Below are 25746 nucleotides of genomic sequence, written 5' to 3' on the forward strand. Positions count from 1 at the left end.
AACCCCAACCAGATCTCCGCCTGCGGCTGCGGCGAATCGGTCGAGCTGCGCCCGGCCAAGATCGACGGGTAGGCCCGGCTTTCTCCAATCACACCGCCGTCGTGCCGGCGCAGGCCGGGACCCATACCGCGAGATCTCTCGACGATGCGCGGTATCAATACCATGCTGTAGCGGCTGCCAGTCTTCGCTAAACTCCTGCCGCGGAGTATGGGTCCCGGCCTGCGCCGGGACGACGATGGGGAGGCTGCTCGGGCCATGGACCGCGAATTCCTGACCGACCTGTTCGCCGATTTCGGCCCCGTCACCATCCGCAAGATGTTTTCCGGCCACGGCATCTCCGTCGACGGGGTCAATTTCGCTTTGTCCCTGCGCGCCGGGCTGTTCTTTCGCGCCGACGAGGTGACCATCCCGGACTTTGAGGCGGAAGGCTCAAAGCCGTTCCAGTACTCCACCCGCGCCAAGACCGTGCTGGTGAATTCCTATTGGGAACTGCCGGCGCGCTTGTTCGACGATTCCGCCGAGCTGGCGCAATGGGCAAGGGCGGCGCTCGCCGCCGCCCAGCGCGCCAAGGTGAAGAAGCGGCCGAAGAAGAAAGCTGCGACGAAGAAGGTTGCGCCGAAGCAGTCCTTAGCCAAGAAGGCTGCCAAGAAAACGGCGCGTCGGGAGGGCAAAGCGAAGCGTGCCTACCGGTCGAAATAATCATGTCGAGATCGTGGGCACGGCGCTTCCGCGCCTTTGCCCACGATAGCAGAGGATCAATCCACGGCCTTCGTCAGTCCGACCCGCATATCCTTGGCCACGAACACGCAGACGCCATCAGCAACCACGCGCCCGTCCGCGATGCCGAGCACGAGCTTGCCGCGCCGGACCATCCGCATGGCAACCTCATAGCGCACGCGCTGTGCGTTGGGCGTGATTTCGCCGGTGCATGCGACCTCGCCGACGCCGATGGCGCGGCCCTTGCCCGGCGAGCCCGACCAGCCGAGCCAGTAGCCGACCATCTGCCACATGGCATCGAGTCCCAGCGTGGGCGGCATCACTGCGTCGCTGCGATAGTGGCAGTCGAAGAACCAGTGGCCTTTTGTGATGTCGAGCTCGCCCACGATATGGCCTTTGCCGAACTCGCCGCCGTCCAGGCTGATCTCCGTGATGCGGTCCATCATCAGCATCGGCGGCGCCGGCAATTGCGCGTTGCCGGGGCCGAAATACCCGCCTTCGCTCGATCTCAGCAGTTCGTCCCTGCTGTAGGACGGTTGCGGCGTGTGAAAGTCGTGAGGATTGGGCAAGGCGACAAGTCCTCGATGCGAATTGGCGAGGAAGATGTCGTTCGTCAGGTTGCAATGTCAAGCGGGCCGGATCGCGCGGCCGGCATCACGCCACCCGGTTGTGCGTCTCGACCGCGTATTCCGGGTCGACCTCGCAGATCACGCGGTTGCGGCCATTGCGCTTGGCGGCGTAGAGGCAAGCATCGGCGCGCTCGATCAGCGCGTCGGTGTCGTCGCCCTCTTTCAGCAGCGAGACGCCGACCGAAATGGTGACCCGGCCGAGGATCTCGCCGGTGGACTTCTTCTTCAATTCCTTCGCCATGACCGCGCGGCGAATATGGTCGGCGACGGTGAGGGCCTGGCGAATGCCGGTGTTGGGCAGCACCACCGCGAATTCCTCGCCGCCATAGCGCGCGGTGATGTCCTGGCCCTTGATGGTCTGCTTGAGGGACAGGCCGACGAGCCGAAGCACCTGGTCGCCGGTGAGATGGCCGTAGGAATCGTTGAACGACTTGAAATGGTCGATGTCGAACAGCAGGAGCGACAGCGGCTCGCCGCTTGCAAGCGCGCTCTGCACGGCCATGCCGATCATGCGGTCGAAATATTTGCGGTTGCCGAGGCCGGTGAGCGGATCGGTGAGGCTCTCGGCGCGGATCGCCTCGAGGCTGAGCTGGAGGTTGCTGATCTCGTTCTTCGACAACGTCAGCCGGTCTTCGAGCGCCTTGTTGGTCTCGCGCATCTCGCCGGTCGAGCGCAGCAGCGCCTCGACGATTGCCTGGATCTGCGCCGCGCTCTTGGCCGAGGAGAGATTTTCGGTCGCGCCCGCCAGGCTTGCATCGTAAGAGCCCGTCATCCCGAGCGCGTCGCTCAAGACCTTCATCACGTCGTCGATCTCGCCGATGACGCGCGCGCCCACCTTGTCGATGCGGTCGGTCGTCTTGATGTGGGAGAGGTAGGTGTCGTAGATCTGCTCGAGATCGGCTTCGGACAGCTTGCCGTTGCGTGCCAGCGTCTCGTTGATGATCTTGTTGAGCGGCGCGTTGTAACCGGTCGCGTAGACGTACCAGATCTCGTAATTGCGGGGAATTGCGGTCTGCTTCAGCGACCGGATCTGACCGAGCGCCACCTCGGCGAACGCCAACGTGCGTTCGTGTTCATCGAGCACTTTGACCACAGAACATTCCCCACGGCGGCCGATGCCCCCATCGACCGCAGCAATGCTTAAATTATGTTCGTAGGCTAACGGACGATCATGAACGGTCGGTAAACGTTCGGCCGTTCAACTTGCGCGTGTATCGCGGTGTCATGCTCCGGCGGGGGAGCGGACCGGCCGGAGCAGAAAGGCCGGGAGGTGCGAGTGATCGCCGGGCTCGGTGTCGACCTCGCGCTGGCGGCGCGGCTCGGGACGGCCGATCGACGGCACGTGCGACGGATTGGCCTGCTGACGCGCCCCGTGACGCGGTTCGGAGGATGGCCTGGCTTCCCGCGGAGGCCTTGCCTCGCGTGCGGGCCGGGCTTCGGCCGCATGCCGTGCCTCGCCCCGTGCCTCCCGCGGTTCATGGCTGCGCTCGCGGTCACGGCCGCGCTGCGGCTTGCCGCGTCCGCCCCGGGAACGCTCTCGGCCGTGCTGCTCGCGCGGGCGCTCGGCGGCGTCGCCGGCTTCGGTGTGGACGTCGTAGTTGCCCTCGGCGCGGGGGATGCTCTGGCCGATCAGCTTCTCGATTGCCACCATCGACTTCTGGTCGAGCGGCGTGACGATCGAGATCGCGGTGCCGGTGCGGCCGGCGCGGCCGGTGCGGCCGATGCGATGAACGTAGTCGTCGGCGTGGTGGGGAACGTCGAAATTGAAGACGTGGCTGACCTCGGGAATGTCGAGGCCGCGGGCGGCGACGTCGGAGGCGACGAGCAGCGGCAGTTCGCCCTTGCGGAATTGTTCGAGTGCGGCCGTGCGGGCCGACTGGTCCATGTCGCCATGCAGCGCACCGACGCTGAAGCCGTGCTTTTGCAGCGATTTGTGAACGATCGCGACTTCGCGCTTGCGATTGCAGAAGATGATCGCGTTCTTGAGGTCCTTGGCCTCGCGCAGCAGACGGCGGAGCAATTCGCGCTTCTCGTGGGCCTCGCGCCCGGCGGGGACCTGGACCTGCGTGACGGTCACGGCGGTGGTGGCGGGTTTGGAGACCTCGACCTTCTGCGGATTGTGCAGGAAGGCCTCGGTGATGCGCCGGATCTCCGGCGGCATGGTCGCGGTGAAGAACAGGGTCTGCCGCGTGAAGGGGACGAGCTTGCAGATGCGCTCGATGTCAGGAATGAAGCCCATGTCCAGCATGCGGTCGGCCTCGTCGATGACGAGCAGCTCGACGCCGGTGAGCAGAAGGCCGCCGCGCTCGGTATGGTCGAGCAGGCGGCCGGGAGTTGCGATCAGCACGTCGACGCCGCGCGTCAGCTTGGCATCCTGGTCGCCGAAGGAGACGCCGCCGATCAAGAGGGCGACGTTGAGTTTCTGGCCGGCGCCGTAGCGGTCGAAGTTTTCCTTCACCTGGGCTGCGAGCTCGCGGGTCGGCTCCAGGATCAGCGTGCGCGGCATGCGTGCGCGGGCGCGACCCTTTTCGAGGATGGTGAGCATCGGCAGCACGAAGGCCGCGGTCTTGCCGGTGCCGGTCTGGGCGATGCCGAGCACGTCTTTGCGTGCGAGGACGTGGGGAATCGCCTGTTCCTGGATGGGGGTGGGGGTGGTGTAACCGGTGGCCGCCACTGCGGCGAGGACTTTTTCGGATAGTCCGAGATTGGAAAAGGACATTGAGCCTCTGGTCGAAACCGCCGTTCGGAATCGAGAGTAAAAAGGCTGTCGCGTTCCACCCCGAAACGGCGCGCTCTCAAAGAAGCTGGGGGTGCTGACTCACGCGAACAAAGCGCAAGGCCCAGGAATCGCTTTTCGATCTGGACCGCGTCGACCCGGAACATAGGGCGGAATCGGCCAAAGTCAATGGAGCAGGCGCGGGAAGGTCCTAAAAACCCTCAGGTTTTTGCCCAAATAGCGGGCGCGGCTCGGCTTTTCGGTTGCAGTGGCCAGCCGAAGGGTTAACGCGCCCTTGCTGCCTGCTCCCGAAAGTCGCCGGGCGCCATGCCGTAGGCGGCGTTGAAGACCCGGTAATAGGTCGCCAGGCTCTCGAAACCGCAGGCGGCGGCGATATCCGCGATCAGCCGATCCGGGGCTTCGCGCATCAAATGGCGGCTCTTCTTCAGCCGCTCTTCCGTGACGGTCTGCGAGAAGCTGCGCTCGGCGAGTTCGAACAGCATATGCAGGTGCCGCACGGAGACGCCAAGCAGGTCGGCCACCCGCGATGGCGCCAGATCAGGGTCGTGCAAATGACGGCCGATCAGGCGCCGCGCCAGCGACAGGCGCGCCGTCCGGAGCGCGGCCTGACCGCGGCGGCTGCCTGGCCTTGTGAGGCCGCGCTCGATCAGCGCCAGATGTCCGAGCGCCTGCACCAGCGCAACGGCATCAGCCGCACCCTCATTTGCGGCGGCTTCGCCGAGATCGGCAAAACCGGCATCGAGCAGGGCGTGCAGAGCTGGATCGTTGAAGGGCTTCGGCGCAAGCTCCCGCATGCGTCTGTCCTGGGTGGCGAGGCCGCTGACGGGAATCTTCAGAATCCGCAGATGAAAACCTGAAACGCCCAGCGGCCTGGTACGATAGGGCAGGTCGGTATGGCTGGTTGCGAAGCTGCCATTGGCGATCGCGAAATCGCTGGCGCGCATGCCGCCGAACCAGCCGCCGCCGCCGAGCTGCTGGTAGACACAGATGCTGTCACCCGGCGCATGGCCGATGTCGCTCTGACTGCGCTCGACCGCATAGGGGGAGGCTTTCAGCTCCACCAGGGCGGCGTTGCCGACCTGGCCTAGCGAGAATTCCCCGTAGAAATCTGCGCGCTGTTCGCGCTCGAGCTCTGCCGTGACCCCGAACAGGCCCTTGGCACGCACCTCGCGCCAATAGTCGAACCGGTCATGCGGCTCGACCTCGTCGGTGCACCAGCGATACACGGCTGTCCCTCGTCACCAGGAATTCCGCCCAAGAAAGAGCAGATTCCGGCGGTCACTGCCATAGGCCAGATGATGGAACCGCCGAGGCAGGCCGGTTGAACCGCCGTTGCGGCTGCACCGACTATCACATCGATGGCGTAGGCTCCCTCTGGGAGCCAACGGGGAGCCTTGAAGCGGGAAGACACGATGATCCGTCGCATGTTCAGGATTCTGGCGGCGCTTGGCCTTGTGGCCGGCCTCAGTGGTTTCGCGAGCGTTGCCCATGCCGAAAAGCGCGTCGCGCTCGTCGTCGGCAACAACGACTACAAGAACGTTCCGAAACTCCTCAAGGCCGTCAATGACGCCCGCACCATGGGCGACACGCTGAAGCAGCTCGGCTTCCAGGTGATGGTCGCCGAAAACCAGAACCGTCAGCAATTCACCGAGACGCTGCTTGCCTTCGACCGGGCGATCGAGCCGGGCGATACCGCGTTCTTCTTCTACGCCGGCCACGGTTTCGAGATCGCCGGCCAGAACTACCTGCTGCCGACCGACGTGCCGGCCGCGACCGAAGGCCAGGAGGAACTGGTGCGCGATGCCTCGATCCTCGCCGACCGCGTGGTCGAGCGTCTCCAGAACAAGAAGGCGCGGACCTCGATCCTGGTGTTCGACGCCTGCCGCAACAATCCGTTCGAACGATCAGGCACGCGCGCGGTCGCCGGCGGCGGGGGCCTAGCGCCGATGACGCAGCTGCCCGAAGGCGTGTTCTCGGTGTTCTCGGCAGGCCCGCGCCAGACCGCGCTCGATCGTCTCTCCAATGACGATGCCAATCCGAATTCAGTGTTCACGCGCACCTTCGCCAGGGAGCTGCTCCAGCCCGGCGAAAACCTCGTGCAGGTCGCGCAGCACACGCGCCGCCTGGTCAGCGAGATGGCCGACACCGTCAAGCACAAGCAGGTGCCCGTCTATTTCGACCAGATGGTCGACGACGTCTTCCTCAGCGGTGCCGCAAAGGACGCCGCGGCCGCTGCAGCGCGGCCGGCCGATCCGCCACCGCAGAAGGTCGCGGCCCTGCCGCCGGTCTCCGTTCCGCGCGTGCCGAAGGAAGAGACCACCAACGCGCCGATCGCGAGCTTCTCCCGGCACAATGGCGGCTGGAGCGTGACCTTCTCCTTCGCCGATCCGACGCTCGGTGTGTCCTGGCGCATGGCCGGCAGCGGTGATTTTCGCGAGACCGGATTCATGGACGCGCTCGATCCGCGCACCCGCAAGCGGATGCCGAACCCGTCAATCGAGCTGCCGCCGGACGCGCAGGCCGGCACCATCGAGGTCCGCTATGTCGATGCGTCCGGCGACATGCAGGGGCCGTTCCCGATCAAGTTCGATCCCGAGGCGGCGTTGATCCGCGATTATCGCAAGATCCTCGACATGACCTCGACGAGCTGGCTGTCGTTCCGCGAGTTCAACGGCCTTCTGGTGTATTACAGCCACCTGATCTCGTATCGCTGCGCCATCCGCGAGGCGCGGATCGGGATCGACACGGCGGTGCCGAACCAGGTTCTGAAGATGCCGCCTTGCGACATGCGTGATCCCCTGGCGGACTCCAGCCGCAGCCTGCTCTATCAGAAGCTGCCGCCCTCGACCCAATTCATGTCGGTCGAGCTCACCTATCGGGACGGCAGCGTCTCGGAAATCAAGACTTTCCGTACCTCGAACCGCAGCAACAATTGAACGGATCTTCTCGATCGAACTGAGCCTTCGACGCGGCCGGGCGTTACAATCTCTTGCTAGATTGAAGCGCCGGGAGGCCAGATCATGGATGCAACCACGCCTCGACAATCTCCCTCGCGTTCCATGAAAGTCCGCTGCTGCATCGTCGGCGGCGGACCTGCGGGCATGATGCTCGGTTATCTCTTGGGACGGGCCGGCATCGAGGTCGTGGTGCTGGAGAAGCATGCCGATTTCTTCCGCGACTTTCGCGGCGATACCGTGCATCCCTCGACGCTGCAGGTGATGGACGAGCTCGGTCTCATCGACGGCTTCCTGAAGCTGCCGCATCAGCGCCTGCAGACCATGGACGGCCTGATCGGCGGCACCAAGGTGCGGATCGCCGATCTCAGCCGGCTGAAGACCAAGTACCCCTTCATCGCCTTCATGCCGCAATGGGATTTTCTGAACTTCCTGCGCGAGGCCGGCACGCGCTTCGGCTCGCTCGAGGTGCTCATGAAGACCGAGGCGGTCGACCTGATCCGCAACGGCGAGACCATCGCCGGCGTGCGCGCCAGGACTCCCGACGGCATCCTCGACATCGAGGCCGATCTCACCATCGCCTGCGACGGCCGGCACTCGACGCTGCGCGAGCGCGCCGGCCTCAGCGCCGAGGAGATCGGCGCGCCAATGGACATACTGTGGTTCCGCGCCGGGCGAACGCCCGACGAGACCGAGAATTTGTTCGCCCGGGTCGAGCCGGGCAAGATGATGGTGACCTTCGATCGCGGCGACTATTGGCAATGCGCCTATGTCATCGCGAAGGGGCAGTACGATACGGTGAAGGCGAGGGGCCTGCCGGCGCTGCTCGACGATGTCGTGCGGATGGCGCCGGTGCTCAAACGCGGCATTGCCGACGTCAAGAGCTTCGACGATGTCAAATTGCTGACGGTCGCGATCAACCGCCTGAAGCGTTGGACGCGGCCCGGCCTGCTTCTCATCGGCGATGCCGCGCATGCGATGTCGCCGGTCGGCGGCGTCGGCGTCAACCTCGCCATCCAGGATGCTGTCGCGACCGCCAACCTGCTCGCGGAGACGCTGGCGCGCGGCTGTCCGTCCGAGGACGAGCTCGATGCGGTAAGACGGCGTCGCGAGTTTCCGGTGCGGATGACCCAGGCCATGCAGGTGGTCGTGCAAAACAACATCATCAAGGCCGCATTGAAGGGCGGCGATCGGCCGCTCAAGATCCCGCTGATCCTGCGCCTGATCTCGGCGCTGCCATGGCTCCAGGGCATTCCGGCGCGCTTCATCGCCATCGGCGTGCGGCCCGAGCACGTGCTTTCGAAAGCCGCGCCGCTCTCCTAGGACAGGGATTTGGTAGGGATAACGTGGCGTTAAATCGAGCGGATTGCGTTGCGCCCATGCAACAGCGCGCGCGGATTCAAAAGCCGCCATGGCCAATCCGGCGCCTTAACTTTCTTGATTCAAATTTGAGTAAGAACTGCGTGTGAGCGTGCGCCCATCAAAGGACACGGGGTGTACCATGCGTAACAAATTGATTGCCGCCTTCGCCTGCACGACGGCTCTGGTTTCGACCGGCGCTGCGTCCGCCGCCGATCTCGGTGCGCGCTATACGAAGGCTCCGGCCTATGTCGAGCCGCTGTTCAACTGGACCGGCTTCTATGTCGGCGGCCATATCGGCGGCGCCTGGACCAACGAGCAGTTCATCAACAACGGGACCGGCGCGCCGTTCGGCGATCTGACGCCGGGCCAGGGCTATCGTCAGCGCAATTCCGGCGTCATGGGCGGCGCCCAGATCGGCTACAACTGGCAGGCCAACAATTACGTGTTCGGCATGGAGGGCACGATCTCCGGCCTCGACAACAAGGGCACCGTCGTCAACAACGCGTTCGGTGCAGGCGATGACGTCTTCACCTGGCGTGCGAACGTGCTCGCGACCGTCGTCGGCCGCGCCGGCTTCGCCGTGCAGAACAACCTGTTCTACATCAAGGGCGGCTATGCCGGCGTGAACAACCGTCTGAGCGTCACTGACACCGTTGGCGTTGCTCAAGGCTCGGGCGGGCAGACTCATTGGGCCAATGGCTGGACCGTGGGCGCCGGTTGGGAATACGGCATCACCCGCAACTGGATCGTCGGCCTCGAATACAATTACGCCGCGTTCGGCAGCCAGACCTATCAGCTTGGCGGCACGTCCGGCAATTACACCTTCGATGCCAAGCCGCGCGACATCCAATGGGCTGTGGTCCGGGCCAGCTACAAGTTCGACGCGCCTGTGATCGCGCGCTACTGAGCAACAAACGACCGACAAAAAAAGATCACGACCAAATTAAAAGCCCCGGCTTCGTCCGGGGCTTCTTTTTTGCGTGTCGCGCGATGATGGCTCAAGCCATGATCGAGAAACCGCCGTCGACGGGGATCGCGGTGCCCGTGACGAAGTGCGATGCCGGCGAGGCGAGGAACACGGCGATGCCGGCGAAATCGTCGATGTCGCCCCACCGCCCGGCGGGCGTGCGCGCCAGCACGCGCTCGTGCAGGCCCGAGACCTGCTTGCGTGCGCCGCGGGTGAGATCAGTGTCGATCCAGCCGGGCAGGATGGCATTGACCTGGATGTTGTCAGGCGCCCACGCATTGGCGCAGGCGCGCGTGTACTGCACGATGCCGCCCTTGCTCGCCGCATAGGCGGTCGCGAAGCTGGCGCCGAAGATCGACATCATCGAGCCGATGTTGATCACCTTGCCGTTGCCCGATGCTTTCAGGTGCGGATAGGCGAGCTTGGAGCAAACGAAGGCGCTGGTGAGGTTGGTGTCGATCACCTTGTTCCACTCGTCGAGCTCGAGCTCGTGCGGCGGCTTGCGGATGCTCATGCCGGCATTGTTGATCAGGATGTCGATCCGGCCGAACTCGCCGACGACGCGGTCGATCATCGCCGCGACCTGCGCCTTGTCGGTCACGTCGGTGGTGACCGATATCGCCTTCACCCCGCGCGCCCTCAGGTCGGCGACGGCCGCGGCCGACTTGGTTTCGTTGCGTCCGACCACGGCGATATCGGCGCCGGCGTCGGCGAGCCCGTGGGCCAATCCGAGCCCGATGCCGCCATTGCCTCCTGTGACGATCGCGACCTTGCCGCGGAGATCGAACCGGTTGGATGTCATGCTGTACGTCCTGGTTTCTTCTATTGGTTGCTCTGCCAGATCAGGACCAGCCCGAAGCCGGCCATGGCGGCGCCATAGCCGGCCCATTGCAGCTGGTTGACCATGAAGCTCGATCGCGGCCAGGGAACCGTGCCCGTGCCCTGTCCGATCCAGAGCAGCCCGACGGCGAGGGCAAACAGGCCTGCGACAAGCAGAAATCTGCGCATGCATTCCTCCCTGTCGGTCTGATTCTGTCGCGGCTCACGGCATAAACGATTGCCGTGGCCTACGAAAACTTCCCGCCAGACTAGCCGTAGCTTCGGTTCGGAGACAATGGGCAGCGGATGCGGGCTAGAGCGTTTTCGAGCGAAGTGGCTACCGGTTCGCGTTAAGAAAACGCGTCAAACAAGAATCTAGAGCCCCGTTCCGATTCAATCGGAACGGAAAAGGCTCTAGGCGAGGGCATGGCCGTGCACCGGCGGCAACAGCACCGCGCAACGAAAAAGCCCCGGCGAAGCCGGGGCTTTGACGTCTAGACTTTCGTTCAGATCAGTACTTCGCGACGACCGGACCGGTCCAGTTGAAGCGGTAGACCAGCGAGGTCGAGATCGTCTGGTTCCAGCTGTTGGCGCGGATGTCGCGACCGACGAGAGCGTTGGTACCGTCGAACAGCTCGTTCGAAGTCTTGGCGTTGTAGAAGGCCGAACGATATTCGGTCTTCATGAACCAGCCGGGCGAAGTGATGCCGAAGATGTTCAGGCTGTTCTCGACGCCGCCGCCGACGAACCAGCCGTTGCGGTTGTAGCTGTTGAGGTGGATGCCGGCCGGAGCGCCAGCCAGGGTCAGGAAGTTGGTCTGGCCGAAGTGAGCGCCGGAGTAACCGCCGTTGACATAGGAGAGAACGTTCGGAGCGACCAGCCAGCCGAGGCGGACACCAGCGGCCCAGGAGTCTTCCAGCTTCTGGCTGCCAGTGAGGCCGCCAGCGACGGTCGGGTCCTGGATGGTGGCGCGGATGCTGCCGAACTGACCGTCAGCGAACACGCCGGCGACCCAGGTGCTGTTGAACTGCCAGTCGTAGCCGAGACCGACGGTGCCGAACCAGCCCGAGCCACCCTGGCGCTGGTCGATGGTGAGCGGGACCGCGCCGACAGTGGTCTGAACGTGCTGGTCGGCATTCGAGAGGCCGCCGCCGCCACCGCCGAAGATGTAGAAGCCGGTCCAGTTGGCAACCGGAGCGGCAATCGGAGCCTTCACGTAGGGGCGAGCCGCGAGGTCGGCCGCCGAGGCCGAACCGGTCATCGCGGCAACCGCGGTCAGAGCCAGTACAATCTTCTTCATGATGAAATCCCCAACCTTGGTTCTTAGCAGGCGCGAGCGCACTGAAGTCCGTGTGATCTGATGCCCGGACTATAGACGGTTCTCGCCGAAATGCTGTTGCAGGGCAGGCACAGTCGCCGGAAAACACCCCACGGAAAGGTTCCCGGAGCTGGTCGCGATGAATTCAAAAAAGCGCCGTACTTTCAGGCTGTTGAGTGATTTTTACGACTGTATCTGCGCGGTAGGTTTTCGTTAGGAATTCGCCCTTGTTCGAAATGGAGGCAATTCTGCCTCAGGTCAGGGCTCTTGCGGGGCACCCTGTGAGTCGCTGACCGAGTCGCTTCTTCTGGCGTCGTTCGCTACCGGTAAAATGGTCGGACAGGACTATCGCTGTCGCCAGAAACAAAAAGCCCCGGCCGCGGGCCGGGGCTTTTGAGCGGAAAACGCCGCGTCAGACGTCGAGCAGCTCGTCGCTGGCGAATTCGGCCTTGTCGGAGATGAAGGCAAAGCGTGCCTCGGCCTTGGTGCCCATCAGGCGTTCCACCGAATCGGCCGTCGTGTCGCGATCGTCGGCAAGCAGCACCACCTTGAGCAGCGTCCGCTTGGCCGGGTCCATGGTGGTTTCCTTCAGCTGCGCCGGCATCATCTCGCCGAGACCTTTGAAGCGGTTCACCTCGACCTTGGCGTTGGCGTTGAACGCGCTTCTGATCAGTTCGTCCTTGTGCTTGTCGTCGCGCGCATAGACCGATTTGGTGCCGTGGGTCAGCTTGTAGAGCGGCGGCACCGCCAGGAAGAGGTGCCCCTCGTCGATCAGGCGCGGCATCTGCCGGTAGAAGAAGGTGATCAGGAGCGACGCGATGTGGGCGCCGTCGACGTCGGCGTCGGTCATGATGATGATGCGCTGGTAGCGCAGATCCTCTTCGCGATACTGGGCGAGCTGGCCGCAGCCGATCGCCTGCACGAGATCGGAGAGCTGCGCGTTCGCGGTCAGCTTGTCCTTGCCGGCGGAGGCGACGTTGAGGATCTTGCCGCGCAAGGGCAGCACGGCTTGCGTCTTGCGGTCGCGCGCCTGCTTGGCGCTGCCGCCGGCCGAGTCGCCCTCGACGATGAAGAGTTCGGAGCCTTCCGTACCGGCATCGGTGCAGTCGGCGAGCTTGCCGGGCAGGCGCAACTTCTTGCCGGCGGTTTTCCGCGCGGTCTCTTTCTCCTGCCGCCGCCGCAGCCGCTCTTCGGCGCGGTCGATGACGAAGTCGAGCAGCCGGTTGGCCATGTTCGGATTGCCCGAGAGCCAATGGTCGAACGGATCCTTCATCGCCTGTTCGACGATGCGCTGCGCCTCCGCCGTGGCGAGACGATCCTTGGTCTGGCCCTGGAATTCAGGCTCGCGCACGAACACCGAGAGCATCACCGCGGCGCCAACCATGACGTCTTCCGAGGTGATGGACGATGCGCGCTTGCCCTGGCCGACGCGCTCGGCGTGATCCTTCAGGCCGCGTAGCAGAGCGCTGCGCAATCCCGATTCATGCGTGCCGCCATCGGGCGTCGGCACGGTGTTGGTGTAGGAGGAGAGGAAGCCGTCGGCGTCGGCGGTCCAGGCCACCGCCCATTCGCAGGCGCCGTGTGCGCCGTTGCGGCCCGACTTGCCGGAGAAGATATCAGGGTGCACCAGCGTGTCGGCGTGGATCGCGGCCGCCAGGTAATCCTTGAGGCCGCCGGGGAAGTGGAAGGTCGCTTCCGCCGGCACGTCCTCGACGCCCTTGAGCAGCTCGGGCGCACAGTTCCAGCGGATCTCGACGCCGCCGAACAGATAGGCCTTCGAGCGCGTCATCTTGAACAGGCGCTGCGGCTTGAACGCGGCCTTGGGCCCGAAGATGTCGGTGTCGGGCTTGAAGCGCACGCGCGTGCCGCGGCGGTTGTTGATCTTGCCGAGATCCTCGAGCTTGCCCTTCGGGTGCCCGCGCTCGAACGACATGCGGTAGAGCTTCTGGCTGCGCGCGACCTCGACCTCGAGCCGCGAGGAGAGGGCGTTCACCACCGAGATGCCGACGCCGTGCAGACCGCCCGAGGTCTCGTAGACCTTGCTGTCGAACTTGCCGCCCGAATGCAGCGTGCACATGATGACTTCAAGCGCCGACTTCTTCGGGAACTTCGGATGCGGGTCCACAGGGATGCCGCGGCCGTTGTCGGTGACGGTGAGGAACCCGTCGGCGCTGAGCTCGACGCCGATGAAGGTCGCGTGCCCCGCCAGCGCCTCGTCCATGGAGTTGTCGATGACTTCGGCGAACAGGTGATGCAGCGCCTTTTCGTCGGTGCCGCCGATATACATGCCGGGCCGGCGCCGCACCGGTTCCAGGCCCTCGAGGACTTCAATGTCGGCGGCCGTGTAATCGGCCTCGCCGCCGCTGGCGCGCGGAGCGGCCTTCGCGGTGCTGGCGCGTCCCTTCGGCTCGTTGCCTTCGAACAAATCGTCTTTGGCTTTTGTTTTCAACTGCTTGGACATATATCTTGATGTGTTTTGAGGGCCGCGCAGGCGGCGAATCGGTTGGGCTGACTATGCCACGGCCAGCCCGGAAAGGTCACCGCCGGGTCGAAGGTGGTGGTCGATTGGGAGGTAATCCCGGCGATTTTGCGCCGCAGGCCTAACCATTCCCGTCAATTTGACGTGCCGGTCCGGTCCGGGCAGGACTTTGTGACTTGATGTCACACAAGTGCTTGGCTTACCAGTCCTTTTCATCGAGCAGCACCTTGAGGCGGGCGGGAAGGCTAATCTGGAATGGAGCAGTTTGCGCACGCGCTGGCCGATTTCGTGCGGGTTCATCAGGTGTGGGCGGCTCCGATCGTATTCCTGCTCGCCTTCGGCGAGTCGCTCGCGTTCATCTCGCTGCTGATCCCGGCCTGGGGTGCGCTGGTGGCGATCGGCGCCTTGATCGGGGCAAGCGGCATCAGCTTCTATCCGGTCTGGATCGCGGGCGGCCTCGGCGCTGCACTCGGCGACTGGGTCTCGTACTGGTTCGGCTATCGCTACAAGGAACAGGTCGCCCAGATGTGGCCACTCTCGCGCTATCCGGAACTCCTGCCCAAGGGCGAGGCGTTCGTGCGCAGCTGGGGCGTGCCGAGCATCTTCATCGGTCGCTTCTTCGGTCCCTTGCGGGCCTCGGTGCCGCTCGCGGCCGGCATCTTCGAGATGCCTTACTGGAGCTTCCAGGCGGCCAATTTCGTCTCGGCCCTGGTCTGGTCGGCGGCGCTGCTGCTGTTCGGCGACGTGATCGCGAAGATCATGGAATGGATCTGGCGGGTGATTTGAGGCGGAGATCTTGACGGGAACCGCATCTCGCCTTATAGCCGCGCGCCATGATCAACGCCGCGACCATTCTGTTCGCCCGTCGCCGCCGCCGCAGTCTTGCGGTTTGGGCGGTCGATCGCGTTTGAGATCATCGTCTTTGCCGCTGGATCCGATCCGCGGCATTCTCTCTCCTGTCAGCGCGATCTGATCCGGCGGCCCCCCAAGGAGGCCCAGCAGGAGACCACGATGTACACGCCACCCCATTTCAAACAGGATCGCGCCGCGAGCCTGAAATTTGCAGGCGAGCGCGGTTTTGGCACCATGTGCGCCTTCGACGGCCACAAGCCGGTCGCCTCGCCGCTGCCGTTCTATTTGACCTATGCGGCCGACGGCACGCCGCAGGCCGCCTTTCATGTCGCCCGTCACAATCCGCTGGTAAAGCTGGCGGACGGCACGACGTCCTGGCTGCTCGCGGTCAACGGCCCGGATGCCTATGTTTCGCCGGACTGGTACGTCTCGCCGGATCAGGTGCCGACTTGGCTCTATCAGTCGGTGCATCTGTGCGGGCCGGTGCGGCTGTTGTCGGACCATGAGCTGTCGGTGCAGGTCGACACGCTCAGCGACATCTTCGAGAACTGGCTCCTGCCGAAGAAGCCCTGGACGTCGGACAAGATGACGGCAGGCCGGCTCGAGGCGATGAAGAAGGGGATCGTGGGTCTGGTGATGACGATTGAAGAGGTCGAAGGCAGCTTCAAGCTCAACCAGCACAAGTCCGACGCCGACTATGTCGCGATCGCCAATGCGCTCGGCGCGCAAGCCCACGCCGACGCAAGGGAGATTTCGCAACTGATGCAGGACGTGAGGCCGGAAGCCTTCGCGGACGAAACCAACAAGCTCGAAAGGAGCATCCCATGAGCCTCGTCGATACCAAGAGCGCGCCGACCTCGGGTGGCGTCAGCAAGCCTGCCACCGTCTTCGTCGACGGCGGCTCCGGCACCACGGGGCTCGGCATCAACGAGCGGCTGAAGCTGCAGAGCGACGTCGTCGTGAAGACGATTGCCGACGACAAGCGCAAGGACCCCGCGGCCAAGAAGGCGCTGATGGAGGAGGTCGATCTCGTCATCCTCTGTCTGCCCGACGATGCCGCCAGGGAAACCGTTGCGCTGATCGACAGCATGGGCGCCTCGGGCCCGAAGGTGCTGGACGCCTCCACCGCCTACAGGGTTGCGCCCGACTGGGCCTACGGCTTCCCCGAGCTGGCGCCGGACCAGGCCGCCAAGATCAAGGCCGCCAAGAAGGTCTCCAATCCCGGCTGCTATCCGACCGGCGCGATCGCGCTGCTGCGGCCGATCGTCGATGCCGGCCTGCTGCCGTCAGATTATCCCGTCACCATCAACGCGGTGAGCGGCTATTCCGGCGGCGGCAAGTCGATGATCGCGAGCTTCGAGGACGGCAGTGCCCCGTCCTTCGAGCTCTATGGTCTCGGCTTCGAGCACAAGCATCTGCCGGAGATGCAGCTCTACTCGAACCTGACGCGGCGGCCGATCTTCGTTCCGTCAGTCAGCAACTACCGGCAGGGCATGCTTGTCTCGGTGCCGCTCCAGCTCGACACCTTGCCGGGCAAGCCGACGGGCGCCGACCTGCAAGCCGCGCTGGCGAAGCGCTACGCCGGCTCGAAATATGTTTCGGCCATGCCGCTCCAGAACGACGCAACCAAGAGCGGCAAGCTCGAGCCGGAAGCGCTGAACGAGACCAACATGCTCGAGCTCTACGTCTTTGCCAGCGACAAGTACCACCAGGCGGTGCTGGTCGCGCGGCTGGACAATCTCGGCAAGGGCGCCTCGGGCGCGGCCGTGCAGAACATGCGGCTGATGCTGGGCTTGCCGGAGCAGTAGGGCACTGCGCCCGCGCGGCGCAGCACGTTCTGAAACATCGTCCAGCGTGATGCGCTGCAGATCGGAGCCCGGACGGTCACAAGTCCGGGCTTCGTTCATTGCAAGACTTCGTTCATTGCAAGACAATATCGGCCGGAAACGGTCGAACGGGGCGGCCGGCGCAGACATTGCTGCGGGCCGTCGCGGCTTCGCGGCGATAGGTGTCGAGATCGTCGAGCAAGCGGTCAGAGACGTTGCAGACGTCCTGGTGCTCGGCTGCGTAGTCGAGGACGGAGTTCCAGGCGCGCGATGCCCGGACATAGGTCTCGCAGCGGCCGGCCATCAAAGAGCGCGCCGCGGGCTTTGATGCCTCCACAGCCTCGCTGCGCAGGCGCGTCAATTCGGGGCATTGCGCCTGCGCGCCGGCCGCACCGCATGTTCCGGCAAGCGCGATCATTGCGACAACAGGCAAAAGGACTCGCATCACAGCCTCCTCGCTTTGGTTGCCACCAGCACGTCACGATACTTTGGGACTGCTGAAACGTACAGCCGGTCCTTGGCGGCGGACGCCTCAACGCACCCCTCGCTCGGATCGACGGCATCGTTACCCGGGATAAGCTTCGTCGTGAACGTGCAAGGCTGAGAGCCTCGCTCGAACGGCTATGCGACAATCCATTCGAGCAGCGCATTCTGCGCGTGCAGGAGATAGGCCTTTGCCGGCGGGCTCTGGCACGTGGCGTGGGCCATCGCATCGTTCGAGACCTCCTGGCCCCGAGTCACCGGTGGGCAGGGCAGGAAAATCGCGTCAGGGCGGCATTTGGCGAGGAGATCGGCGGATATCCGATAGCTTACGAGCTGATGGTCATGTGCCTCCTCCGGCCAACAGTCCGAGAGGATCACGTCCGCATCGTACAGCGCGGACAGGTCGGTGGTTGCCGTGAATCTCGGACTTCCGATATCCCTGATATGCCAATCTGCCGGATAGGCCTGGGTGACCTCGATCGGCAGGACAAGGGACGCTTCAACCCAGGAGCGGAGGATGTTGGCATCGGGGGCTACGCCGGCCACCTTGAGGCCTTCGAGCGTTCCGCGTCTGCCTCTGACATAAGCGAGATCGCCCAGCGTCTCGCAAGGGTGATTTGAGCGCGTTCTCGCGTTGACGACCGGTGCATCGGCATACGAGGCAAGCTCGCGCAAGGTCGACAATTCCCGACTGCGCACAACCAGGATGTCGAACCAATTGTCGAGATATTTTGCCAGATCAGCCGTCGTCTCTCGGACATCGAACCGTATCGGTGGTTGTATGCTCAAGCCACCCATGGCCTGGACGCCAAGTTCGAAAGCCGTCGTATTCCGCCATCCACTATCGTCCGCGATGACGGCCACGCGCTTTCCAGCGAGGCTCTGAGGCATGGAACGGCTGTTCCACGCCGCCGCCAGGATCAGCGCGCGATCGATGATCGACAGAAGCACATCCGGCCGCAGATCGTGGAACTGGAGGAAATCCCGGCTGGACTCGTTATGCATTGCGCAAGCGACACGTCCGGACGTCTGATCAAAGCACCTTGAAGATCGCCAGCGCCAGCACGGCCTGTGCCAGGAAGCCGACGGTGAAGGCGAGGGTGCGGAACACCGGGATGCCGAGCGCGTAGACGATCAGATGCGCGACCCGCGCCCAGAAATAGACCACGCAGGCGAGCACGGTCCATTTTGACGAATAGTCGATCGCGTTCAGGATCAGCACCAGCGGCGCGAACAGCACGAGGTTCTCGACGGCATTGTCGTGCGCGAACATCAGCCGGTTCGCCCATTCGGCCTGAGGCTTGTCGCCGCGCGAGGGGTTGGCCATGGCGCCGCTGAGCCCGCGAATCTGGCAGCGGTTGATGGTGTAGGGAATCCAGAGGATCCCGGTCAGGATCACCGTGCAGGTCAGCCAGAACAATTCACGCGTCATAACCCGGTCCCCTCCAAAATCGATGCCGTGAGCTTATACGAAAACGCGCGGCCCTGCGCTATGCGCGAACCCTGACATAGCTGCCGGGAGCGTCCTCGATGGGCGGGAACGCCTCGGTGCCGACACTGCGCGCCGGCACTTCCTCCGGGTCGAGCCCGCCAAGCCATTCGCGCCAGTCCGGCCACCACGAGCCCTTGTGCTCCACCGCGCCCTTCATCCACTCGGCGACGTTGGCAGCCTTGATGTTGTCGTTGGTCCAGTACTGGTACTTGCCCGCGGCCGGCGGATTGACGACGCCGGCGATATGGCCGGAGCCTGACAGCACGTACTTCACCGGCCCGCCGAAGAACTGCGAGCCGTACAGCACCGATTCCGCCGGCGCAATGTGATCCTCGCGCGTGGCGAGGTTGTAGACGGGCACCTTGACCTTGGACAGGTCGAGCAGGGTGTTGTCGAGCACCATGGTGCCGGTCGAGAGGCGGTTCTCCAGATAGCAGTTGCGCAGATAGTAGGAATGGTTGGCCTGGGTCATCCGCGTCGCGTCGGAATTCCAGTGCAACAGGTCGAACGCGCTCGGCTGCTGGCCCTTCAGATAGTTGCTGACCACGTAGGACCAGATCAGGTCGTTGGAGCGCAGCATGTTGAACGCCATCGCCATCTTGGAGCCTTCGAGCACGCCTGACGCCTTCATGTCCTGCTCGAGCGCTGCGATCTGCTCCTCGTCGACGAAGACGAGGAGATCGCCAGCATGGGTGAAATCGACCTGGGCGGCAAAGAACGTCGCCGACGTCACGCGCTGTCGCCGCTTCTCGGCGAGCCAGGCCAGCGTGGTCGCGAGCATGGTGCCGCCGACGCAATAGCCGGCGGTGTGCACCTTCATCTCGCCGGTGATCTTCTCGATCACGTCCATCGCCGTGAGCGGGCCCTCCTTCATGTAGTCTTCCCAGCTCTTGGCGCCCAGGCGCTTGTCTGGATTGACCCATGAGATCACGAACACGGTGATGCCCTGGTCGACGCACCACTTGATGTAGGATTTCTCCGGCTTGAGATCGAGGATGTAGAACTTGTTGATCCAGGGCGGCACGATCAGAAGCGGCGTGCGCAGCACCTTCTCCGTGGTCGGCGCATACTGGATCAGCTGCATCATCTCGTTCTGGTAGATCACCTTGCCTGGCGTCGTCGCCATGTTGACGCCGACGACGAGGTTGTCCGGGTTGGACTGGCGGATCTTCAGCATGCCCTTGCCGGCGGCGATGTCCTCGGCCAGCATGGTCAGCCCGCGCGCGAGGTTCTCGCCGCTGCTGGCAACGGTCTCGCGCAGCACCTCGGGATTTGTCAGCACGAAATTCGACGGCGAGATCGCGTTGGTGACCTGCTGCACGTAGAACTCGGCCTTGCGGCGGGTCGCCGGATCGAGTTCGGCATCTTGCACGAGGTCCTGCGCCCATTTGCTGGTGAGCAGATAGAGCTGCATCACGAAGTCGAAAAACTGGTTCGACTTCCATTCCGGATCGGCAAAGCGCTTGTCGCGCGGCGAGGGCGCAATCGCGGGCTGGGCGTCCTGGCCGGCCATCCGCCGCGCCGCCGAGCCCCAGAGATCGAGATAGTCCTTGGCAAGTTTGGTCTGGAGGTCCGACGAACGCGACTGGTCCGACAGCCAGTACTCGGCGACCGACGTGAAGGTCTTGACGACCTCCGCAAGCTCGGCCGGCGGACGGTCTTGAACCTCACCGCTTTCGCGCGGCTTCAGATATGCGGCAAGCGCCTTGCCGCCGCTCTCCATCGCCCGCGCGACATTCATCGCGAAGGCTTCCGCATCGAACTTCGTTTCGGACTTTGTCCCTGACGTTGAGCCGGGCTTGGGCGTGTCGGTCGTGGCGATACTCATGAGGCAACAGTAACGATTCATTCCGTATTCGTCACCGCGAAGCTCGCTGGTTTCACGCTAAACAGGGGCGAAGATGTGCTGCACTGCGACAAGGCTTCTTGCTTTTGTCACAATCACGGTGCACGTCTTGTCGTGTGGGCCTTGGATGATTTCTCGCTCGTACCATTTGTGGGCAGCAATGGTTTGAGCTTGGGCAGGTTGTTGGTTAAGCTATCGGCAGCCTTGCATGGGACGAGTAGGGGATTTCCCAGGTGTTGGCGTTGTGGGACCTGCAAAAGACGCGGCTCGCTTGCTGCGCGCTCCTGATGGCGTTCGCGCTCGGCGGCTGCTCCAGCCAGCTCGCGGATATGTCGGCCGCGGACACGCCGGCCCATCCCAAGGAGCCCGGCAGCTATCTCCCGGTTCACGATTTGCCGCCAGACCGTGATCAGGCCGTCATCCCCCCCGACCAGCGCGCCAAGATCGAGGCGGAGCTGGCGGCCGCGCGCGATCGCCAGGCCGTCGCCGCCAAGGACGCCAAGTAGCCGCGCTGAAGTGGGAGAGGACGGCCATCGCGGGGCGCAAGGTATCGCTGGCGCCCCCGCCGCGCCGTGCTAAAAAGACTTCAATTCAGCCGAGAGTCAGGGCGAAGGAGTTTAGTCCTTGTCGCCAAAATTCACTCCAAGTCTTTGATCTTGAGTGATTTTTGCGCGCGGGGCGGGGTTCTTTCGAAGGCTGGCCAGCGCCCCTCGATTCTGTCCTGACCGGTTGCCCGGAGCCCAGAGAGCCATGGAAGAATTTTACCGCATCCGCCGCCTTCCGCCTTACGTGTTCGAGCAGGTCAACCGGGCCAAGGCGGCCGCGCGGAATGCCGGCGCCGACATCATCGATCTCGGCATGGGCAATCCGGATCTGCCGGCTCCGCCGCATGTCCTGGAGAAGCTGAAGGAGACGCTGGGCAAGCCGCGCACCGACCGCTATTCGGCGTCCCGCGGCATTCCGGGCCTGCGCCGGGCCCAGGCCGGCTACTACGCCCGCCGCTTCGGCGTGAAGCTCAACCCCGACACCCAGGTGGTGGCGACGCTCGGCTCGAAGGAGGGCTTTGCCAACGTGGCGCAGGCGATCACCGCGCCGGGCGACGTCATCCTCTGCCCGAACCCGAGCTATCCGATTCACGCCTTCGGCTTTTTGATGGCGGGCGGCGTGATCCGCTCGGTGCCCTCGGAGCCGACGCCGCAATTCTTCGAAGCGGTGGAGCGCGCCATCGTGCATTCGATCCCGAAGCCGCTGGCGCTCGTGGTCTGCTATCCCTCCAACCCGACCGCCTATGTCGCGAGCCTCGACTTCTACAAGGACCTCGTGGCGTTTGCGAAGAAGCACGAGATCCTGATCCTGTCGGATCTCGCTTATGCCGAGGTCTATTTCGACGAGAACAGCCCGCCGCCCTCGGTGCTCCAGGTGCCCGGCGCGATGGACGTCACCGTCGAATTCACCTCGATGTCGAAGACCTATTCGATGGCCGGCTGGCGCATGGGCTTTGCGGTCGGCAATGAGCGCGTGATCGCAGCGCTCGCCCGCGTCAAATCCTATCTCGACTACGGCGCGTTCACGCCGGTGCAGGTCGCGGCGACCGCGGCGCTGAACGGCCCCGACGATTGCATCAAGGAGATGCGCGACACCTACCGCAAGCGCCGCGATGCGCTGGTGGAATCATTCGGCCGTGCGGGGTGGGAGATCCCGCCGCCGGAGGCCTCGATGTTTGCCTGGGTGCCGCTGCCGGAGGCTTTCCGCAGCGTCGGCAGCATGCAGTTCGCGACCCTGATGGTGGAGAAGTCAGGCGTCGCCGTCTCGCCCGGCGTCGGCTTCGGCGAGCATGGTGAAGGATATGTCCGCATCGCCATGGTGGAAAACGAGCAACGGATCAGGCAGGCCGCGCGCGGCGTGCGTCGCTTCCTTGAAAGCGGCATCGAAACGTTGCACAACGTCGTTCCGCTCGCCAACAGGCGCTAATTCTCTTCTGCAGGTTCACTCAAGCATCATGGTTGCACCCCTGAAAGTGGGCATAGCGGGGCTCGGCACCGTGGGTGCCGAAGTCGTCCGTCTGATTGAAACGCAGGCGCGCGTGCTCGCCGGCCGCAGCGGCCGCGGTATTCGCGTCGTTGCGGTCACGGCACGGTCGAAAGCCAAGAAGCGCGACATCGATCTGCGCGGCGTCGAATGGGTCAAGGATCCGGTTGCGCTCGCAACGCATCCCGAGGTCGATTGCTTCGTCGAACTGATGGGCGGCGCCGGCGATCCCGCGCTGTCGGCGGTCGAAGCCGCGCTCGACGCCGGCAAGTCGGTCGTCACCGCGAACAAGGCGCTGCTCGCCAAGCACGGCATCAAGCTGGCAAAGGCCGCCGAAAAGCATGGCGGCGCGCTGAATTTCGAGGCAGCCGTCGGCGCCGCGATCCCCGTCATCAAGACGCTGCGTGAAGGTCTTGCGGGAACCGGAATCGATCGCGTCTACGGTATTCTCAACGGCACCTGCAATTACATCCTGACGCGGATGGAGCAGGAAGGCCTGTCGTTCGCCGAGTGCCTCAAGGATGCACAGCGGCTCGGCTATGCCGAGGCCGATCCGTCCTTCGACGTCGATGGCCACGACACCGCGCAGAAGCTCGCCATTCTCGCCAGCCTCGCTTTCGGCACGAAAGTTGCTCAAAGCGCGGTGTATGTCGAAGGCATCTCCTCCATTGCGCCGGAAGATCTTCGCGCCGCCGCCGATCTCGGCTACCGCGTCAAGCTGCTCGGCGTCGCCGTGCGCACCGCCAAGGGCATCGAGCAGCGCGTGCACCCGACCATGGTTCCCAAGACATCCTCGATCGCGCAGGTGATGGGTGTCACCAATGCGGTCACGATTGATGGCGAGGGCATTCCGCCGATCACGCTGGTCGGCCCGGGCGCCGGCGGTGCGGCGACCGCATCCGCCGTCGTCGCCGACATCGCCGACGTCGCGCGCGGCATCCGCGCCAATCCGTTCGGCCGGCCGATCGCGCAGTTGCGCGACACCACGAAGGCGCCGATGGAGCGTCACGAAGGCGGCTATTACATCCGCCTCTTGGCGCGCGATTTTCCGGGCACCGCGGCTGCGATCGCGACCCGGCTCGCGGAGCAGAAGATTTCGATCGAGTCGATCGTGCAGCGCCATCCCAATGGCGGCGCCGCAGCGGCCAATGGCAAGGCGGTGCCGGTGCCCGTAATCCTGATCACCTATGCCACGCATGAGGACGCGGTGCGCCGCGCGCTCGCCGCCGTGCAGAAGGACAAGGTGATCAGCGGACGGCCGCAGGTCATCAGGATTGAAAAGAACTAGGGCATGCAATGACACGGTTCGAACGAACTGTGGGTGTTACGAGTTGATGCGAGCGGAGACTTCCGCCCAAACCGTTTCGAAGGAGTTAGCCGATGTCGACCCATATTGAAGTCCCCCCGCATGCCTTGCTCGAGCGTATCCTCACGCTGGAGATCGTGCGCGTGACGGAGCGGGCGGCGGTGTCGTCGGCGCGGCTGCGCGGCCACGGGCAGGAGAAGGCCGCCGACCAGGCCGCCGTCGATGCCATGCGGCGCGAGCTCAACAAGCTGCCGATCCAGGGCACCATCGTGATCGGCGAGGGCGAGCGTGACGAGGCGCCGATGCTCTTCATCGGCGAGAAGGTCGGCGTGAACGCCGGTCCCGAGGTCGATATCGCGGTCGATCCGCTCGAAGGCACCACGCTGTGCGCCAAGAACATGCCGGGCTCGATCGCCACCATGGCGATGGCCGATGGCGGCACGCTGCTGCACGCGCCCGACGTCTACATGCAGAAGCTCGCAATCGGCCCCGGCTACGACAAGGGCGTCGTCGATCTCGATGCTTCTCCCGCCGACAACGTCCGCCGCCTCGCCAAGGCCAAGGGCGTCAAGCCCGAGGGCATCACCGTGCTGGTGCTCGATCGTCCGCGCCATGCCAGCATCATCGAGAGCGTGCGCTCGACCGGCGCTGCGGTGCGTCTCATCACCGACGGCGACGTCGCCGGCGTGATCCACACCGCCGACCCCGACAACACTGGCGTCGACATGTATCTCGGCACCGGCGGCGCGCCGGAAGGCGTGCTCGCGGCCGTGGCGCTGCGCTGCATCGGCGGCCAGATGCAGTGCCGGCTGATCCTCGATTCCGGCGAGAAGATCGAGCGCGCCGCCAAGATGGGCGTCAACGATCCCAAGATGATTTACGGCATCGAGGACATGGCGCGCGGCGACTGCCTGTTCGCCGCCACCGGCGTTACGACCGGGTCACTGCTGTCAGGCGTCAAATTCCGCAAGGACGGCGTGATCGAGACCGAGACGGTGGTGATGCGCTCCGTTACCGGCACCGTGCGCTACATCAAGGCCGAGCACCGCGAGCTCGCCAAGTTCCACCTGGATTGACGCGCCCGTCATTCCGGGTCTCGCGAAGCGAGAGCCCGGAAATCCGTCGGGCGGCAAAGTCTGAGGCGAAATGGATTCCGGGCTCGATGCTGCGCATCGCCCCGGAATGACAACAAGAACAACAGGGGACGCGCCATGTCCGATCTCTCCGCCGTCAAAGCCCTCATCTTCGACGTGTTCGGCACGGTCGTCGACTGGCGCACCAGCCTGATCACCGACTTCATGTGGTGGAGCAGACAGCGCGGCATCAGCGCCGACTGGACCGCGCTCGTCGACGGCTGGCGCGCGGTGTACTCGGCCTCGATGGACGATGTGCGCAAGCATCCCGAGCGCGGCTATGTCATGCTCGACGATCTGCATCGCCGCTCGCTCGAGAAGCTGGTCGAGCAGTTCGCGATCAAGGGCCTCACCGATGCCGATCTCGACTACCTGACCAAGGGCTGGCACCGCCTCAATCCCTGGCCCGACAGCGTCGCCGGCCTGACCCGGCTGAAGACGAAGTTCGTGATCTCGCCGCTGTCGAACGGCAACGTCGCGCTGCTCACCAACATGGCGAAGTTCGCCGGCCTGCCCTGGGACCTCATCATGTCGGCCGAACTGTTCGAGCACTATAAGCCCGATCCCGAAACCTATCTCGGCGCCGCAAAGCTGCTTTGTCTCAAGCCCGGTGAAGTGATGATGGTCGCCGCCCACAATGGCGATCTCGCCGCCGCGCAGAAGAACGGCTTGAAGACCGCCTTCGTGGCGCGGCCGACCGAGTATGGGCCGCACCAGAAAGTCGATTTCGAAGCCACCGGCGCCTGGGACATCGTCGCGAAGGATTTTGGCGGGATCGCCGACAAGCTCGGCTGCTAA

24 protein-coding genes and 1 pseudogene are annotated in these 25746 nt (G+C 64.3%); 13 read left to right on the forward strand and 12 right to left on the reverse strand.

Features of this window, described 5'->3' with window-relative positions; translation table 11 throughout:
* Positions 1-72: pseudogene (locus tag G8O24_RS44505) on the forward strand (Fe-S cluster assembly scaffold SufA); the annotation flags it as partial.
* Positions 73-255: 183 nt separating this feature from the next.
* Positions 256-699: a TfoX/Sxy family protein gene (locus G8O24_RS30220; protein WP_188105769.1), complete on the forward strand. Its 444-nt coding sequence runs from the start codon at positions 256-258 to the stop codon at positions 697-699.
* Positions 700-755: 56 nt separating this feature from the next.
* Here the strand turns inward: G8O24_RS30220 and fabA are convergent, their stop codons facing one another.
* The 4 genes from fabA to G8O24_RS30240 form a co-directional block, all read right to left on the reverse strand.
* Positions 756-1286, reverse strand: a complete 531-nt coding sequence (gene fabA / locus G8O24_RS30225; protein WP_188105771.1) for a bifunctional 3-hydroxydecanoyl-ACP dehydratase/trans-2-decenoyl-ACP isomerase — start codon at positions 1284-1286, stop codon at positions 756-758.
* An 85-nt stretch (positions 1287-1371) separates the two neighbouring features.
* Positions 1372-2439 (reverse strand): GGDEF domain-containing protein, encoded by a 1068-nt coding sequence (locus G8O24_RS30230; protein ID WP_188105773.1) that lies wholly within the window; start codon positions 2437-2439, stop codon positions 1372-1374.
* Positions 2440-2568: 129 nt separating this feature from the next.
* Positions 2569-4065 carry a DEAD/DEAH box helicase gene (locus tag G8O24_RS30235; protein WP_188105775.1) on the reverse strand — a complete coding sequence of 499 codons (1497 nt, stop codon included), beginning with the start codon at positions 4063-4065 and terminating at the stop codon, positions 2569-2571.
* 281 nt (positions 4066-4346) lie between these two features.
* Positions 4347-5309 carry a helix-turn-helix transcriptional regulator gene (locus tag G8O24_RS30240; protein ID WP_188105777.1) on the reverse strand — a complete coding sequence of 321 codons (963 nt, stop codon included), beginning with the start codon at positions 5307-5309 and terminating at the stop codon, positions 4347-4349.
* 186 nt (positions 5310-5495) lie between these two features.
* Between G8O24_RS30240 and G8O24_RS30245 the strand changes: the two genes are divergently transcribed.
* From G8O24_RS30245 to G8O24_RS30255, 3 genes are all read left to right on the forward strand, one after another.
* The gene (locus G8O24_RS30245) at positions 5496-7019 is read left to right on the forward strand and encodes a caspase family protein (protein WP_188105778.1); all 1524 of its coding nucleotides are present in this window, start codon (positions 5496-5498) and stop codon (positions 7017-7019) included.
* An 84-nt stretch (positions 7020-7103) separates the two neighbouring features.
* Positions 7104-8360, forward strand: a complete 1257-nt coding sequence (locus G8O24_RS30250) for an FAD-dependent oxidoreductase (protein ID WP_188105780.1) — start codon at positions 7104-7106, stop codon at positions 8358-8360.
* A gap of 178 nt (positions 8361-8538) precedes the next feature.
* The gene (locus G8O24_RS30255) at positions 8539-9306 is read left to right on the forward strand and encodes an outer membrane protein (RefSeq protein WP_188105781.1); all 768 of its coding nucleotides are present in this window, start codon (positions 8539-8541) and stop codon (positions 9304-9306) included.
* Positions 9307-9397: 91 nt separating this feature from the next.
* Here G8O24_RS30255 and G8O24_RS30260 read toward each other — a convergent pair whose 3' ends face one another.
* From G8O24_RS30260 to parE, 4 genes are all read right to left on the reverse strand, one after another.
* Positions 9398-10168: an SDR family NAD(P)-dependent oxidoreductase gene (locus G8O24_RS30260; RefSeq protein ID WP_188105783.1), complete on the reverse strand. Its 771-nt coding sequence runs from the start codon at positions 10166-10168 to the stop codon at positions 9398-9400.
* 20 nt (positions 10169-10188) lie between these two features.
* Positions 10189-10374: a hypothetical protein gene (locus G8O24_RS30265; protein WP_027557870.1), complete on the reverse strand. Its 186-nt coding sequence runs from the start codon at positions 10372-10374 to the stop codon at positions 10189-10191.
* A 322-nt stretch (positions 10375-10696) separates the two neighbouring features.
* Positions 10697-11485 carry an outer membrane protein gene (locus G8O24_RS30270; protein ID WP_188105784.1) on the reverse strand — a complete coding sequence of 263 codons (789 nt, stop codon included), beginning with the start codon at positions 11483-11485 and terminating at the stop codon, positions 10697-10699.
* Between the two features lie 430 nt (positions 11486-11915).
* On the reverse strand, positions 11916-13964 hold the full coding sequence (parE, locus tag G8O24_RS30275) for a DNA topoisomerase IV subunit B (RefSeq protein ID WP_188105786.1): 2049 nt from the start codon (positions 13962-13964) through the stop codon (positions 11916-11918).
* A 273-nt stretch (positions 13965-14237) separates the two neighbouring features.
* Here parE and G8O24_RS30280 point away from each other — a divergent pair, with 273 nt between their 5' ends.
* The 3 genes from G8O24_RS30280 to argC all read left to right on the forward strand — a co-directional run bounded on the left by G8O24_RS30280 (position 14238) and on the right by argC (position 16642).
* Positions 14238-14768, forward strand: a complete 531-nt coding sequence (locus tag G8O24_RS30280) for a DedA family protein (RefSeq protein ID WP_188105788.1) — start codon at positions 14238-14240, stop codon at positions 14766-14768.
* Between the two features lie 225 nt (positions 14769-14993).
* A complete protein-coding gene (locus G8O24_RS30285; RefSeq protein WP_188105789.1) occupies positions 14994-15662 on the forward strand; it encodes an FMN-binding negative transcriptional regulator in 669 nt (222 codons plus the stop codon).
* Positions 15659-16642: an N-acetyl-gamma-glutamyl-phosphate reductase gene (argC, locus tag G8O24_RS30290; protein ID WP_188105791.1), complete on the forward strand. Its 984-nt coding sequence runs from the start codon at positions 15659-15661 to the stop codon at positions 16640-16642. Before G8O24_RS30285 ends, argC begins: the two co-directional genes overlap by 4 nt.
* Before the next feature lie 112 nt (positions 16643-16754).
* On the opposite strand, the gene G8O24_RS30295 is transcribed toward argC, so the two are convergent.
* The 4 genes from G8O24_RS30295 to G8O24_RS30310 all read right to left on the reverse strand — a co-directional run bounded on the left by G8O24_RS30295 (position 16755) and on the right by G8O24_RS30310 (position 20463).
* Positions 16755-17105: a hypothetical protein gene (locus tag G8O24_RS30295; RefSeq protein WP_188105793.1), complete on the reverse strand. Its 351-nt coding sequence runs from the start codon at positions 17103-17105 to the stop codon at positions 16755-16757.
* A 176-nt stretch (positions 17106-17281) separates the two neighbouring features.
* Positions 17282-18148 carry a Rossmann-fold NAD(P)-binding domain-containing protein gene (locus tag G8O24_RS30300; protein WP_188105795.1) on the reverse strand — a complete coding sequence of 289 codons (867 nt, stop codon included), beginning with the start codon at positions 18146-18148 and terminating at the stop codon, positions 17282-17284.
* Between the two features lie 28 nt (positions 18149-18176).
* Positions 18177-18575: an MAPEG family protein gene (locus G8O24_RS30305; protein WP_188105796.1), complete on the reverse strand. Its 399-nt coding sequence runs from the start codon at positions 18573-18575 to the stop codon at positions 18177-18179.
* A 58-nt stretch (positions 18576-18633) separates the two neighbouring features.
* The gene (locus G8O24_RS30310) at positions 18634-20463 is read right to left on the reverse strand and encodes a PHA/PHB synthase family protein (protein ID WP_188105798.1); all 1830 of its coding nucleotides are present in this window, start codon (positions 20461-20463) and stop codon (positions 18634-18636) included.
* Between the two features lie 251 nt (positions 20464-20714).
* Here G8O24_RS30310 and G8O24_RS30315 point away from each other — a divergent pair, with 251 nt between their 5' ends.
* From G8O24_RS30315 to G8O24_RS30335, 5 genes are all read left to right on the forward strand, one after another.
* On the forward strand, positions 20715-20987 hold the full coding sequence (locus G8O24_RS30315) for a hypothetical protein (RefSeq protein ID WP_188105800.1): 273 nt from the start codon (positions 20715-20717) through the stop codon (positions 20985-20987).
* Between the two features lie 244 nt (positions 20988-21231).
* Entirely contained in the window at positions 21232-22452 is a 1221-nt protein-coding gene (locus G8O24_RS30320; protein WP_188105801.1) for an LL-diaminopimelate aminotransferase, read from the forward strand.
* 28 nt (positions 22453-22480) lie between these two features.
* Positions 22481-23797 (forward strand): homoserine dehydrogenase, encoded by a 1317-nt coding sequence (locus G8O24_RS30325; protein WP_188105802.1) that lies wholly within the window; start codon positions 22481-22483, stop codon positions 23795-23797.
* A 92-nt stretch (positions 23798-23889) separates the two neighbouring features.
* Complete coding sequence (glpX, locus tag G8O24_RS30330) at positions 23890-24891, forward strand: class II fructose-bisphosphatase (protein WP_188105803.1); 1002 nt, start codon at positions 23890-23892, stop codon at positions 24889-24891.
* Between the two features lie 135 nt (positions 24892-25026).
* A complete protein-coding gene (locus G8O24_RS30335) occupies positions 25027-25746 on the forward strand; it encodes a haloacid dehalogenase type II (protein WP_188105804.1) in 720 nt (239 codons plus the stop codon).

The organism is Bradyrhizobium campsiandrae, from assembly GCF_014529705.1.
Classification (GTDB): Bacteria; Pseudomonadota; Alphaproteobacteria; order Rhizobiales; family Xanthobacteraceae; genus Bradyrhizobium; species Bradyrhizobium campsiandrae.